The sequence below is a fragment of the Streptomyces sp. NPDC051987 genome, from assembly GCF_040680735.1.
Classification (GTDB): Bacteria; Actinomycetota; Actinomycetes; order Streptomycetales; family Streptomycetaceae; genus Streptomyces.
In genome coordinates this window covers 1-12,982 of the sequence record NZ_JBFAXI010000073.1, presented here as the reverse complement: position 1 = coordinate 12,982, position 12,982 = coordinate 1, and the positions used below count along the sequence as shown (strand labels likewise).

The 12,982-nt window shown below is 73.1% G+C and carries 14 protein-coding genes; 7 read left to right on the top strand and 7 right to left on the bottom strand.

From position 1 onward, the window contains the following. Positions 1 to 9: 9 nt before the first annotated feature. Positions 10 to 1,011, bottom strand: coding sequence for a methionine synthase (locus AB0M11_RS30095; protein WP_365710988.1), 1,002 nt, complete (start codon positions 1,009 to 1,011; stop codon positions 10 to 12). A gap of 308 nt (positions 1,012 to 1,319) precedes the next feature. Here AB0M11_RS30095 and AB0M11_RS30090 point away from each other — a divergent pair, with 308 nt between their 5' ends. The 3 genes from AB0M11_RS30090 (at position 1,320) to AB0M11_RS30080 (ending at position 4,769) form a co-directional block, all read left to right on the top strand. After that, the gene (locus tag AB0M11_RS30090; protein WP_365710986.1) at positions 1,320 to 2,093 is read left to right on the top strand and encodes a helix-turn-helix domain-containing protein; all 774 of its coding nucleotides are present in this window, start codon (positions 1,320 to 1,322) and stop codon (positions 2,091 to 2,093) included. A gap of 128 nt (positions 2,094 to 2,221) precedes the next feature. Further along, on the top strand, positions 2,222 to 3,388 hold the full coding sequence (locus AB0M11_RS30085) for a cytochrome P450 (protein ID WP_365710984.1): 1,167 nt from the start codon (positions 2,222 to 2,224) through the stop codon (positions 3,386 to 3,388). Positions 3,389 to 3,545: 157 nt separating this feature from the next. Beyond that, complete coding sequence (locus AB0M11_RS30080; RefSeq protein ID WP_365710982.1) at positions 3,546 to 4,769, top strand: cytochrome P450; 1,224 nt, start codon at positions 3,546 to 3,548, stop codon at positions 4,767 to 4,769. Positions 4,770 to 4,793: 24 nt separating this feature from the next. Here the strand turns inward: AB0M11_RS30080 and AB0M11_RS30075 are convergent, their stop codons facing one another. Then, positions 4,794 to 5,495, bottom strand: a complete 702-nt coding sequence (locus AB0M11_RS30075; RefSeq protein WP_365710980.1) for an SDR family oxidoreductase — start codon at positions 5,493 to 5,495, stop codon at positions 4,794 to 4,796. 7 nt (positions 5,496 to 5,502) lie between these two features. Beyond that, positions 5,503 to 6,042, bottom strand: coding sequence for a TIGR00730 family Rossman fold protein (locus AB0M11_RS30070; RefSeq protein WP_365710978.1), 540 nt, complete (start codon positions 6,040 to 6,042; stop codon positions 5,503 to 5,505). 158 nt (positions 6,043 to 6,200) lie between these two features. Here AB0M11_RS30070 and AB0M11_RS30065 point away from each other — a divergent pair, with 158 nt between their 5' ends. Further along, complete coding sequence (locus tag AB0M11_RS30065; RefSeq protein WP_365710976.1) at positions 6,201 to 6,527, top strand: DUF427 domain-containing protein; 327 nt, start codon at positions 6,201 to 6,203, stop codon at positions 6,525 to 6,527. Here AB0M11_RS30065 and mnmA read toward each other — a convergent pair. After that, positions 6,503 to 7,639, bottom strand: a complete 1,137-nt coding sequence (mnmA, locus tag AB0M11_RS30060) for a tRNA 2-thiouridine(34) synthase MnmA (protein ID WP_365710974.1) — start codon at positions 7,637 to 7,639, stop codon at positions 6,503 to 6,505. The genes AB0M11_RS30065 and mnmA overlap by 25 nt on opposite strands. A gap of 77 nt (positions 7,640 to 7,716) precedes the next feature. Here mnmA and AB0M11_RS30055 point away from each other — a divergent pair, with 77 nt between their 5' ends. After that, positions 7,717 to 8,373 carry an N-acetylmuramoyl-L-alanine amidase gene (locus AB0M11_RS30055; RefSeq protein ID WP_365710972.1) on the top strand — a complete coding sequence of 219 codons (657 nt, stop codon included), beginning with the start codon at positions 7,717 to 7,719 and terminating at the stop codon, positions 8,371 to 8,373. 223 nt (positions 8,374 to 8,596) lie between these two features. Further along, positions 8,597 to 10,231, top strand: coding sequence for a multicopper oxidase domain-containing protein (locus tag AB0M11_RS30050; protein ID WP_365710969.1), 1,635 nt, complete (start codon positions 8,597 to 8,599; stop codon positions 10,229 to 10,231). A gap of 84 nt (positions 10,232 to 10,315) precedes the next feature. Here AB0M11_RS30050 and AB0M11_RS30045 read toward each other — a convergent pair whose 3' ends face one another. The 3 genes from AB0M11_RS30045 to AB0M11_RS30035 all read right to left on the bottom strand — a co-directional run bounded on the left by AB0M11_RS30045 (position 10,316) and on the right by AB0M11_RS30035 (position 12,108). Then, on the bottom strand, positions 10,316 to 11,479 hold the full coding sequence (locus tag AB0M11_RS30045; RefSeq protein ID WP_365710967.1) for a cysteine desulfurase family protein: 1,164 nt from the start codon (positions 11,477 to 11,479) through the stop codon (positions 10,316 to 10,318). Between the two features lie 153 nt (positions 11,480 to 11,632). Further along, on the bottom strand, positions 11,633 to 11,905 hold the full coding sequence (locus tag AB0M11_RS30040) for a DUF4190 domain-containing protein (RefSeq protein WP_365711031.1): 273 nt from the start codon (positions 11,903 to 11,905) through the stop codon (positions 11,633 to 11,635). Between the two features lie 35 nt (positions 11,906 to 11,940). After that, entirely contained in the window at positions 11,941 to 12,108 is a 168-nt protein-coding gene (locus tag AB0M11_RS30035; protein ID WP_089098627.1) for a hypothetical protein, read from the bottom strand. 120 nt (positions 12,109 to 12,228) lie between these two features. Here AB0M11_RS30035 and AB0M11_RS30030 point away from each other — a divergent pair, with 120 nt between their 5' ends. Next, entirely contained in the window at positions 12,229 to 12,858 is a 630-nt protein-coding gene (locus AB0M11_RS30030) for a TetR family transcriptional regulator (protein ID WP_365710965.1), read from the top strand. Positions 12,859 to 12,982: the final 124 nt, after the last annotated feature.

Sequence of the window (12,982 nt, the reverse complement as noted above, 5' to 3'; positions counted from 1 at the left end):
TTCCTCCCGTTACTCTGGGTTGTCCGCGAGTGATCTCGCCGCCCGGACGCAGTGGGCGAGCGCCTGCCGGGCGTATGCGGGGGAAGCACCCGCCAGCCCGCACGGCGGGGTGACCGTGACGGACTCCGCGAGAAGCCCCGGTCGCAGCCCCAGCCTGCGCCACAGCGTCCTGACACCCATGACGCTACCGGCAGGGTCTGACAATGCCGTGTCCGTGCCCGGCACGACACCGGCGAACAGCCGGGTCCCCGCCTCCACCGCCTCGCCGATGACGTCGTCGTCACGTTCGGTGAGGAGCGAGAAGTCGAAGGAGACGGCGGCCGCTCCGGCACGGCGGAGCAGCGCGAAGGGGACGTCGGGGGCGCAGGAGTGGACGACGACCGGCCCGTCGGCGTGCGCGCCGAGCACGTCGCGCAGGGTGGACTCGACGATCTGGCGGTCCACCGCGCGGTGGGTGCGGTAGCCGGAGGCGGTCTTCACCTGGCCGCGCAGGACGGCGGTGAGGGACGGCTCGTCGAGCTGGAGCACCAGGCGCGCGCCGGGGATGCGCCGCCGTACCTCGGCCAGGTGCAGCCGCAGTCCTTCGGCGAGGGAGGCGGCAAGGTCGCGGCAGGCGCCGGGGTCGGAGAGGGCCGACTCGCCGTTGCGCAGCTCCAGGGCGGCGGCGAGGGTCCAGGGCCCGACCGCCTGGACCTTCAGCGGCCCCTGGTGGTCCTGGGTGAACTCCTCCAGCGCGTCCAGGTCCTCGCCCAGCCAGGACCGGGCCCGCCGGGTGTCCCGGCCCGGCCGGTCGCCGATCCGCCAGCCGCTGGGCTCCACGCGCGCGTACAGCTCGACGAGCAGGCCCGCGGTGCGGCCGATCATGTCGGCGCCGGGGCCGCGGGCGGGCAGCTCGGGCAGGAAGGGGAAGTCCTCGAAGCTGCCGGTCGCGGTCTTGGCGGCCTCGCGGGCATCGGTGCCGGGAAGCGAGCCGACGCCTGTGGCGGCGCCGAAGTCGGAGAGTGCGTTCACGTGAGGAGCCTAAGCCGGGGCGGGTGATGCGGGGGCGGCCACCCGTGCGTCGTCGAACCTGGGCACGGGCCCTCGTCCGGGGGCGGCCCGGGATCCGCGGCCGCCCCCGCTTGCACGGTCGCCTCCCCTCCCTGGGCTGGGCGACAACCTTTCGGCAAAGAATCGGCCCATGCGTGCGGCCCACCCTGGTCCGGGTGGCGGCGTACCGGTTCGTCGGCGTTCCGCTCCCGCCACCGCACTCCCCCGGCCGGTACCGGCCGGGGCTCACACGTGACCACGGGGGTAGACACGTGCATCGATCGGAGAGGGTGACCGCGACCGCTTCGGCACCGCCACGGACCGGACCGCTGGACACCGCGCCGCTGACCGGCCCCGGCGGGTCCCTGTCGGGTGTGGCCGGACGCGGGGTCCTGGAGGGGGCCTTCGCGCTGCTGGACGCCGTGCGGCAGGAGCAGGACGCCGGCGTGACCGTGCTGGCCGAGGTGTGCGGTCTGCCCAAGACGACCGCGTACCGGCTGCTCGACCAACTGGCGGAGCTGGGCGCCGTGGAGCGCAGCGCGGGCCGTTACCGCATCGGACCGGGCATGTTCCGGCTGGGCCACGACTGGCAGCCGTACCCGGGACTGCGCGCGGCGGCCCGGTGGCCGCTGCGGCGGCTGACGGCCGTCACCAAGGCGACGGCGGCGCTCGCCGTGCTGCACCGGGGTCAGACGCTGATCCTGGACTGGACGGCGCCCGCGGACGCGCGGTCCCTGCTGCCCGACGACCGGGCGGTCTGGCCCTGGTACACGGCGGCCGGGAAGGTGCTGGCCGCCTGGACGCACCCCGGCCCGGCGCTCGGTCCGCTGCCGCGCGGCTGGCCGGAGGAGGCCGCTCGGATCCGTGCGTCCGGGGCCGCCTACGACCACGAGGAGGTCCTGGAGGGGGTGTGCTGCGCCGCCGTACCGGTGACCGCGGCGGACGGGCTCCCGGTGGCGGCGCTGTGCGTGCTGACCGGCCCCGGCCACCGTCTGGAGCGCCTCGCCGACGCGGCCCGCCGCGCGGCGTCGGCCGTCACGGCAGGGCTCGGCCGCCACGCCTGACGTCGCCCGTGCCCGCCCGCCCGTTCCGCTCAACGGCACACCGGACGACAGGGCGCGGGCCGCCGCGCACGCTGACTTCCGCGGCTCCCCGAGGACCGCGTCCCCGCCACCGCTCAGGGAGGACACCCATGACGTCGCCGCCGCAACGCCCCGCGCCCGACGACGAACTGGCGCTGCTCAAGGCCGAGTTCGACGGCGGCCTGGACGTGTGGCGCTCGCCGCGGGGCGGCGCGGTCTGCGTGGCCGATCCCGCGACGGTGCGGGCGGTGATGGGCAACCGGCACGGCGTCGTCGCGGAGACCTCCGACTTCTACCACCACCGGCACGGCGTCTTCGGGCCGCGCTCGGCACAGATCACCATCGGCCGCGCGGCCCGGGGCCTGATACAGCGTCACCTCGACGACCGCCGGGCCGACCTGCCGCGGCTGGTCGCGGAGCGGCTGGCACCGCGCAGCGAGTGGCCGGACGCCGGGAACCTGCTCGTCCTGCGCCACCTGCGCGATGCGCTGCTGCACCCGGACGCCCCGCCCCCGCTGCACCGGACGGTGGAGGCGATCGTCTCCCGCGCGGTGCTGGCGGGGGCCCGGCGGCGCCACCCGGCCCCGTCCCGGCTGCTGTTCCGGCACCGTGCGCTGCGCGCCCTGCGCACGGAGATCCGTGCCCGGCAGCACGCGGACCGGCCGCTCGACCACCCGGCGGGGCCGCGCGACCTGCTCGACGTCGTCGTCGGCGGGGCCGGCCCGGACGCGGACCCGGGCGAACTCGTCGAGGTCTACCTGTCGTTCCTGTTCGCCACGGCCGGGTCGATCGGGTTCGCGCTCGGCTGGTCGGTGCTGCTGCTGGGCTCGCACCCGGAGCGGGCCGCCGCGGACCCGGGCCGGACGGTCCGCGAGGCACTGCGGCTGTGGCCCGTGGCGTGGCTGTTCGCCCGCACCCCGAGCCGTGCGCAGGAGCTGGGCGGAACGCCGGTCACGCCGCGGGACCGGCTGGTGGTGTGCAGCTACCTGGTGCACCGCCACCCCGGGTACTGGGAGCGGCCCGACGAGTTCCTCCCCGAGCGCTGGGCCGAGGGCGCGCCCGAAGGGGCCTACCTGCCCTTCGGGCTCGGTCCGCACACCTGTGCCGGCGCGACCGTCACCGTACGGCTGCTGGAGGACCTGGTCGGCCTCCTGACCCGTGACTGGCGGGTGTCGGTCACCCCTGACGGCGGCGGGCCCCAGGTGGGTCCGGCGCTGGCTCCGCCGCGGTTCACCGCGACGCTGAGCCGTCCCGGCGGCTGTCCCGAGAGGAGGTGAACGAACATGCGCGCGCTCTACCTCAAGACGAAGTCGGTCCTCAACGTCCGACGCACGTACGGGCAGTTCTGGTACCTGTACCACCACATCTGACCGGCCCGCGCGGGGAGGCGACGGACGGTCGGCTCCCCGCGCTCCCACGAGGGGAACGCCCACGATGACCACCCCGCAGCACCCCGAGGACTTCCTGAGTGCCCTGCGGCTGCGCAGCGCGCAGGAGGACGGGATCTTCTGGGTCGACGACCAGCGGCTCGGGGTCTTCGAGCCGGAGGCGGCCCGCCGGGTCAGCGCCGTCAACTGGCACCGGTACGTCATGCACGACCGGCTGGTCGACATGGTGCGCCGGCGGCGCAGCCCCGAGATGCGGTGGAGCCGGATCCGCGCCGCCTGGATGACCCAGCTGCACACCCTCGCGACGGCGGAGCAGCACGGCCTGCTGATCGAGCGCATGACCCGGGTGCTGGACGCGCGGCTCGGGCAGGACACCGACCTGACCATGCTGACGCAGGACGTGGCGCTGCGGTCGCTGCTGCCCTTGGCGCTCGCGGGGCTCACCGGCGGCGAGGCGGAGCTGGTCCGCCGTGACCTGGAGATGAAGCTGGCGCGGCTGGTCTCGCCCGCGCCGGGCGGCGTCCTGCACCACCTGCGGCACGTCGTGGTCCAGGTGCGGGCCGGGCTGGTGGTGCGCCGGGTCCTGCGGGAGCGGGCGCGGGGCCGGCGCGGCCGCGAGCCGGACCTCGCCGACCCCTTCGTGGACCTGCTGCCGGAACTCGGCATGGACCGTGCGCTGGACGTGGTGACCACCGTCCTCACCGCCATCGGCGGCCCGCCCGGCACCGCCGCGGCCAGCGTGCTGTACGAGTTCGTGCGGCAGCCGGAGTGGCGGCGGCGGCTCGAAGCGGAGCTGAGCGCCGTGGACCCGGTGGCGTTCCGTACGGCGCCCACCCGGGCGGCCCCGGTGACCCACCGGTTCGTGAAGGAGGTGCTGCGGATGTGGAGCCCGCCGCTGGTGCTGGTGCGCCGCTCCGCGTTCGGGTTCGACCTGGGGACGACCCGGCTGGAGCCGGGGCAGTGGTACCTGCTGAGCCCGCACCTGATCCACCGCGACGAGCGGGTCTGGAAGCGGCCCGACGACTTCGACCCGGACCGCTTCCTCCCCGGCGCGCCGCACGGCCCGGCCGACCGGACCTGTTACGTGCCGTTCGGCTGGGCGCCGAAGAAGTGCGTCGGCGCGAGCATCGCCGTCGTCCAGCTGATGGCCCTGTGCCACCTGCTGTGCACCCGCTACCGGCTGACCGTGGACCGCCCGGAGGCGGTCACCATGGCCCTGCGGTTCGCGCCGGTGCCGGAGAACTTCCGGGGGCGGCTGGTGCTGCGCTGAGCGGGACCGGCGCCCCCCGCGGTCCTAGCGCGGGCCGGGGCGGACGGTGACGTCGTTGATCTCCGCGTCCCTCGGCAGGTCCAGGGCGGTCAGGACGGTGGTCGCGACCGACTCCGGGTCGATCCAGCGCGCCGGGTCGTACTCCTGGCCCTCCTGCTGGTGCACCTTCGCCTGCATCGGGCTCGCGGTGCGGCCCGGGTAGACCGAGGTGACCCGGACGCCGTTGCCGTGCTCCTCGGCGCGGAGGGAGTCGGCGAGGGCCTTCAGGCCGTGCTTGGAGGCCGCGTACGCCGACCAGCCCGCGTGCGCGCTGAGTCCCGCGCCGGAGTTCACGAACAGCACCTGGCCGCGAGCGGCGCGCAGCTGGGGCAGGAAGTGCCGGGTCAGCTCGGCGGGGGCGATCAGGTTGACGTTGAGCTGGTGCCGCCAGGACTTCGGGGTCAGCTCGCCGACCTCGCCGAGGTCGACGACGCCCGCGATGTGCAGCAGTGTGTCCACCCGGTCCGGGAGGGTCTGGTGGGAGAAGGCCCAGGAGAGCCGGTCCGGGTCCGCCAGGTCGCCGACCAGGGTGCGGGCGCCGGGGAAGGCGGCCGCCAGTTCCTTCGCGCGGCCCGCGTCGCGCGCGTGCAGCACGAGTTCGTCCCCGCGCGCGTGCAGGCGGCGGGCGACGGCGGCGCCGATGCCGGAACCGGCACCGGTGATCACATGAGTTGCCATGGGGCCCATGCTCGCATCAGCGGGCGGCGGAACCGCGCTCCAGGTGGGCCAGGGCCTGTGCGGGTTCCTCGGCGAAGAACATCAGCTCGGCCAGGGGGCGGGGCAGGAAGCCCTCCGCCTCCATGCGGTGGAACTGTTCCTTCAGGCCGTCGTAAAAGCCGGCGGTGTTGAGCAGGACGACGGGTTTGTCGGTGCGGCCGTGCTTCTTCAGCTCCAGGATCTCGGTGGCCTCGTCGAGGGTGCCGGTGCCGCCGACCATGATGACGACGGCGTCGGCCTTCTCCAGGAGGAGCCGTTTGCGCTCCGCGAGGTCGGCCGCGACGATCATCTCGTCGGCGCCGGGGCGGGCCTTGTTGGCGAGGAAGCCGACGGAGACGCCGATCAGCTTGCCGCCGGCTTCCTGGACGCCGTCGGCGACGACTTTCATGAGGCCGACGTCGGAGCCTCCCCAGACCAGGGAGTGGCCGCCCTTGCCGATGAGCCTCGCGAAGTCGCGGGCGGGGCGGGTGTAGCGGTCGTCCAGGTCTGCGGCGGAGAGGAAGACACAGATGCGCATGGGGAAAGGGTAGGCGTTGACCTTGGCGGCCGCGGATGCGTTGTGGCTGGTCGCGCGGTTCCTCCCCCAGCCTTCGGCCGGGGGTGCCCCCAGCGCCCCCTTGGGGGCGCCGCACCGAGCGTCGGGAACAAGTGGGCGTCCCTCGGCGTCACCCTTACATGACCTCAGGACACACGATCACCATCGAGAACAGTGACCAGCACGTGCGCGTGACGCACGGCGATCTGGTCCTCGCCGAGAGCGACCGGCCCCTCGTCCTGCGGGAGACCGGGTCGCCCGTGCGCTACTACATCCCCGCCGAGGACGTCCGCCTGGATCTCCTCACGCCCTCCGAGACGCACACGGTCTGCCCCTTCAAGGGGACCGCCTCCTACTGGTCCCTGCCGGACGCGCCGGACCTGGTCTGGGCCTATCCGGAGCCGAAGCCCGACGTCGCCCGGATCAAGGACCACTTCTGCTTCTACGAGGTCGAGGTCACCGGCTGACGCCGGACCGTCGACGCGATGGTCGCCGAGCCGACCACGCGCGTGCCGTCGTACAGGACGATCGCCTGGCCGGGGGCGACGCCGCGGACCGGCTCGGTGAACGTGACGCGCAGTTCGCCGTCGACCAGTGCCGCGCTCACCTCGGTCTCGCCGCCGTGGGCGCGGAGCTGGGCGGTGTAGACGCCGGGGCCGGTGGGGGCGGTGCCGCACCAGCGCGGCTTGATCGCCGTCAGTCCGGTCACGTCGAGGGCGGCGGCCGGGCCGACCGTCACCGTGTTGTCGACCGGCGAGATGTCGAGGACGTAGCGGGGCTTGCCGTCGGCGGCGGGGGTGCCGATGCGCAGGCCCTTGCGCTGGCCGATGGTGAAGCCGTACGCGCCCTCGTGGGTGCCGACCTTCGCCCCGGACTCGTCGACGATGTCGCCCTCGGCCTTGCCGAGCCGCCGGGCGAGGAAGCCCTGGGTGTCGCCGTCGGCGATGAAGCAGATGTCGTGCGAGTCGGGCTTCTTGGCCACCGCGAGGCCCCGGCGCTCGGCCTCGGCGCGGATCTCGTCCTTGGTGGTGAGGGTGTCGCCGAGCGGGAAGAGCGCGTGGGCGAGCTGCCGGTCGTCCAGGACGCCGAGGACGTACGACTGGTCCTTCGCCATGTCGGAGGCGCGGTGCAGCTCGCGGGAGCCGTCGGCCAGCGTCACGATCTTCGCGTAGTGGCCGGTGCAGACGGCGTCGAAGCCGAGCGCGAGGGCCTTGTCGAGCAGCGCCGCGAACTTGATCTTCTCGTTGCAGCGCAGGCACGGGTTGGGGGTGCGGCCCGCCTCGTACTCGGCGACGAAGTCCTCCACGACGTCCTCGCGGAAGCGGTCGGCGAGGTCCCAGACGTAGAACGGGATGCCGATGACGTCGGCGGCGCGGCGGGCGTCGCGGGAGTCCTCGATGGTGCAACAGCCCCGGGCGCCCGTGCGGAAGGACTGCGGGTTCGCGGAGAGCGCGAGGTGGACGCCGGTGACGTCGTGGCCGGCCTCGGCCGCGCGGGCGGCGGCGACGGCGGAGTCCACGCCGCCGGACATGGCGGCGAGGACGCGGAGGGGACGGATGCGCTGCGGGGTGTCAGTCATAGCCCCTCCAGGGTACGGGGACGCGGGAACCGGGGCCCACGAGTATCCGTTGGAGGTCACATGGGGGTGGATCGGACGTGGACGGGGCAGTGGCGGGTGATCAGGACCGGCGAATCGGGCGGCGGGCGCTGCTGATCGGCGGGGCGGCGGCGGCCGTGGGCACGGCGGTGCTGGCCAGGGACGAGCTGTCCCGGCTGTACTGGCGGCTGCCGGGGGTGCGCAGAGCGCGGGTCGCGGGGGCGGTGGACTTCACGGGTGCGCGCTGGGTGGCGGCGTCCCCGGCGAACTACCGCACGGCAGACCGGCCGGACGACTACCCGATCGACCGGGTGGTCGTCCACGTCACCCAGGGCGGCTACGCGAGCGCGGTGAAGGCGTTCCAGGATCCGGGGCACGGGGCGGCGGCGCACTACATCGTGCGCAAGGACGGGCGGATCACCCAGCTGGTGCGCGAGTTGGACGTGGCGTTCCACGCGGGGAACAGGTCGTACAACGAGCGCAGTGTCGGGATCGAGCACGAGGGGTTCGTGGACCGCCCGGAGGACTTCACCGCCGCCATGTACGCGGCCTCTGCGCGGCTGACGGCCGCGATATGCCGGCGGTACGCGATGCCCGTGGACCGCGAGCACGTGATCGGTCACGTGGAGGTGCCGGGGACGGACCACACCGACCCGGGGAAGTACTGGGACTGGGATCGCTACATGGGGCTTGTTCGGCGCGTCGGACAGACCTGAGTCCGGGTTCCGCCCGTGACCCGATCGTTATCCTGTGCCCGCGCTGCGCGTCGCCTGTGTCCGTTGCGTCCCGCACCCGGGGCGCCAGCTGCGTCTGCTCAACTCGGTTTCGATCCAGGGAAGTTCGCCGCCACTGGCGTCCACGGCTGCTTCACAGTCCCACCGGCGTCCTCCTAACTTCGCCTCAGATCTCACACAGTCCTCAGGTCAAACATCCGGGGCCATGACCCACACCACGGATCCCGCCTTCGAGGCGGACGGCAGCGAAGAGCAGGTCACCGGCGGCGGCAGGCGTCGGCGCGTCAAGGGCGCGGAGACCGCCAAGGCGGAGCACTCCAAGGCCGGGCGCGGCACGGACGGCGAGCACACCAAGGAGGCAAAGGCCAAGCGCGGCAAAGGCGTTCACCGGCGCAAGTTCCTCGGCGGCATGGCGGGCGTCGGTCTGGGCGCCGTCGCCGCGGCCGGCTCCACCTTCGCCCTGCTGACCGACGCGAAGGGCAACAAGGCCGGCGCGGCGACCAACACCGCCACCCTGACCGTCCCGGACCTCCTGGAGGGCACCACCTCCGACGGCACCACCACCTTCACGCTGGAGGCGAAGACCGGCAGCGCCGAGGTGCTCAGCGGCGTCACCAGCACGACCGCCGGCTACAACCAGTCCTTCCTCGGCCCGACCATGAAGTGGACCAAGGGCAACACGAACGTCCTCAACATCACCAACAGCCTGGGCGAGGACACCACCGTCCACTTCCACGGCGCGCACGTCCCGGCCAAGATGGACGGCGGTCCGCAGGTCGCCTTCTCCGACGGGGACACCTGGTCGCCGACCTTCACGGTCAAGGACGAGCCGATGACGCTCTGGTACCACCCGCACGCCCTGGGCACCACGGCGAAGCAGGCGGTGCACGGTCTGGCCGGCATGATCATCGTCGACGACAGCGACAACACCACCAGCGCCGCGCTGCCCACCACCTACGGCACCGACGACATCCCGCTGATCTTCCAGTGCCTGGCCGTCGACAGCTCCGGCGACATCAAGTACAACCTCAGCGGCTATCTCGGCAGCGGTCTGAGCTATCCACTGCTGGTCAACGGCACCAACGTCGACGACACCACCCTCACCTTCACCGCGACCAAGACCCGGACCCGGTTCCGGCTGCTCAACGCCTCCCCGTCGGACATCATCACGATCCAGCGCAGCGACGGCGGCACGATGACGCAGATCGCCACCGACCAGGGCTACCTGGCCGAGGCGGCGGACGTGACCTCCATCCGCCTGGTGGCCGGCGCGCGCGCCGAGATGGTGATGGACCTGTCGGACGACGTCACGCTGCAGGCCGTCGTCACCACCGGCTGGGTGCGCGGCGGCAGCGGCACGTACGACTTCCTGACCGTCACCGCGAGCGGCACCGACACCCCGTCCGACCTGCCCAGCTCGCTGCGGACCATCGACCGGTACGACACCAGCGACTTCACCGCCCGGACCATCACCCTCGGCCAGTCCGGCGCGACGATGCTGATCAACGGCTCGGCGGGCACGAGCATGTCCTCCATGGCCATGATCAGCACCACGCTGGGCTCCAAGGAGATCTGGACGATCAAGAACAGCACGCAGCTGGAGCACTCGTTCCACCTGCACGACGTCCCGTATCAGCTGATCTCCGTCAACGGCGAGGACCCGACCGGCGTCGAACTCGGCTGGTACGACACCTACGAGGTGGTCGGCGGCGGCTCCATCAAGATCGCCATGGAGTTCACCGACTTCTCCGACGACACCTACATGTACATGCTGCACTGCCATCTGCTGCAGCACGAGGACGAGGGCATGATGGCCTCCCTCATGGTCACGGACAGCTAGCCGCCGCCCCGGGGCCCCGCGCACGGCGGACGTCGGCACTCCCCTGCCGGCGGCCGCCGTCGGCGTCCGCGGACGCCGGTCCGGTCAGCTGAGCCCGGCGGCCCGCGCCCGCTCCACGACCGGGCCGATCGCCTTCGCGACCGCCTCGACGTCGGCCTGGGTGGAGGTGTGGCCGAGCGAGAAGCGCAGGGTGCCCCGAGCCAGGTCCGGGTCGGTGCCGGTGGCCAGCAGGACGTGACTGGGCTGGGCCACCCCGGCCGTGCAGGCGGAGCCCGTCGAGCACTCGATGCCCTGGGCGTCGAGCAGCAGGAGCAGGGAGTCGCCCTCGCACCCGGGGAAGGTGAAGTGCGCGTTGGCGGGCAGCCGGTCCACCGGGTCTCCGCCGAGGATCGCCTCCGGTACGGCGACACGGACGGCGGCGATCAGCGCGTCGCGCAGGGCGCCGATCTCCCGGGCGAACCACTCCCGGCGCTCGGCGGCGAGCCGCGCCGCCACCGCGAAGGAGGCGATCGCCGGGACGTCGAGGGTGCCGGAGCGGACGTGCCGTTCCTGGCCGCCGCCGTGCAGGACCGGTACGGGGCTGTGCTCACGGCCCAGGAGCAGGGCGCCGATGCCGTACGGGCCGCCGACCTTGTGGCCGGAGACGGTCATCGCGGCGAGGCCCGAGGCGCCGAAGTCCACCGGGACCTGGCCGAAGGCCTGGACCGCGTCGGCGTGCAGGGGGATGCCGGACTCGTTCGCCACGGCGGCGAGTTCGGAGACCGGCAGGACCGTGCCGATCTCGTTGTTGGCCCACATGACGGTGGCCAGGGCCACGTCGTCCGGGTTGCGGCCGATCGCCTCGCGCAGCGCCTCGGGGTGGACCCGGCCGTAGGTGTCGACGGGGAGGAACTCCACCGTGGCGCCCTCGTGTTCGCCGAGCCAGTGGACGGCGTCGAGGACCGCGTGGTGCTCGACGGGGCTGGCCAGGACCCGGGTGCGGGCCGGGTCGGCGTCGCGCCGGGCCCAGTAGAGGCCCTTCACCGCGAGGTTGTCGGCCTCGGTGCCGCCGGAGGTGAGAACGACCTCGCTGGGACGGGCGCCGAGCGCCTCCGCGAGGGTCTCCCTGGATTCCTCGACCGTGCGGCGGGCCTTGCGGCCGGAGGCGTGCAGAGAGGACGCGTTGCCGGTGACGCCGAGCTGCGCGGTGAGGGCCGCGGCTGCCTCCGGGAGCATCGGGGTCGTGGCGGCGTGGTCGAGGTAGGCCATGGTGGGACCGATTCTACGGGGGGCGGGATGAGGGTCGCCCAGCCGCCGTAGGAGGCGATCACCGTGTGCGGCTACCGGTACGCCGTGGCTGGTCGCGCAGTTCCCCGCGCCCCTGAAGGGGCGCTCCTGCGAACGGCGCTTCAAAGATCACGTCTACAGGCTCCAGGAGATCGTGTTCGACATCTCCATGGCGACGGCCAGGACCGCCAGGTCCGCCACGCCCAGGGCCAGGCCCAGGTACGCGCGGCCCCTGCGCTTCGTGCCGCGCCACAGGGAGACCAGGGCCAGGATGATCGCGATCGGGCCCAGGAACAGGTTCAGGACGAGGAGTCCCAGCAGGCCCAGGATGAAGGACGCGACGGCCATGCCGTCGGCGTCGCGGGTGCGGGTCTGCGGGCGGGCGGTGGCCGGGGCGGTGAGTTGCATCATGCTCAGCTCCTCAGGTGAGCGGGGGCGGTCGGTCAGTTGGCCGAGGTGTGGCGGCGACGGGCGAGGCGCTCGCGGAGTGCGAAGACGGCCAGCCAGACGACGATCACGGCGGCGAGGCCGGCGGTGACGTCGAGCGGCGCGTGGGCCACGGTGCCCAGCACCACGCCGAGCAGCATCAGTGCGGCGACGAGGAACAGCATGGGGTCGATCCCCCTCCGTTACATTTGGGTGAACGGTTGTAGTAACAGTTGTTCACTGACTTCGAGTCTAGCAACTCCCACGGCTTTCCAATTCCGGAGAACAGTTGTTAACTGGATGACATGAGTCACACCCTCGGCATCCGACAGGCCCAGAAGCAGAAGACCCGCCAGGCCTTCCTGGACGCGGCGCTCACCCTGCTGGAGGAGCAGAGCCTGAGCAGCCTGGGCCTGCGCGAGGTCACCCGGGCCGTGGGCGTCGCCCCGACCGCCTTCTACCGGCACTTCCGCTCCACCGCCGACCTCGGCGTCGCCCTCGTCGACGAGGCGCTGGGCAGCCTGCACCCGACGGTCCGCACGACGGTCGGCACACCCGGCGCGGAGCGCATCCCCCGGGCGGTGCGCCTGATCGCCGATCACGTGGCCGCGCACCCCGCGCACGTCCGGTTCATCGCCCGGGAGCGGCACGGCGGCGTGCAGCCGGTGCGCAAGGCGATCCGGGACCAACTCGCCCGGTTCGCCGCCGAGGTCAAGACCGAGCTGGCCAAGGACCCCGAGGCCGAGGGGTGGAACGACGACGACCTGCTGATGCTCGCCCACCTCTACGTGGACCAGATGCTGGTCACCGCCTCACTGTTCCTGGAGACCCTGGAGTCCCCGGAACCCTCGGAGGCCGAGCGGGAGCGCGTCGCCCGGATCGCCACCCGCCAGATGCGGCTGATCAGCCTCGGCCGCCAGCACTGGCTGGACTAGCACCCGCCAGGGGAAAGCGGCAGGGGAACGCGGCAGGGGCGGGGGGGGCGGTGGGGCGGCCGGCCGCCCCGGTCGGTGGTACCCGCAGCGGGGGCAGTGGGAGGCGAGAGCGGGGGGGCGCCGC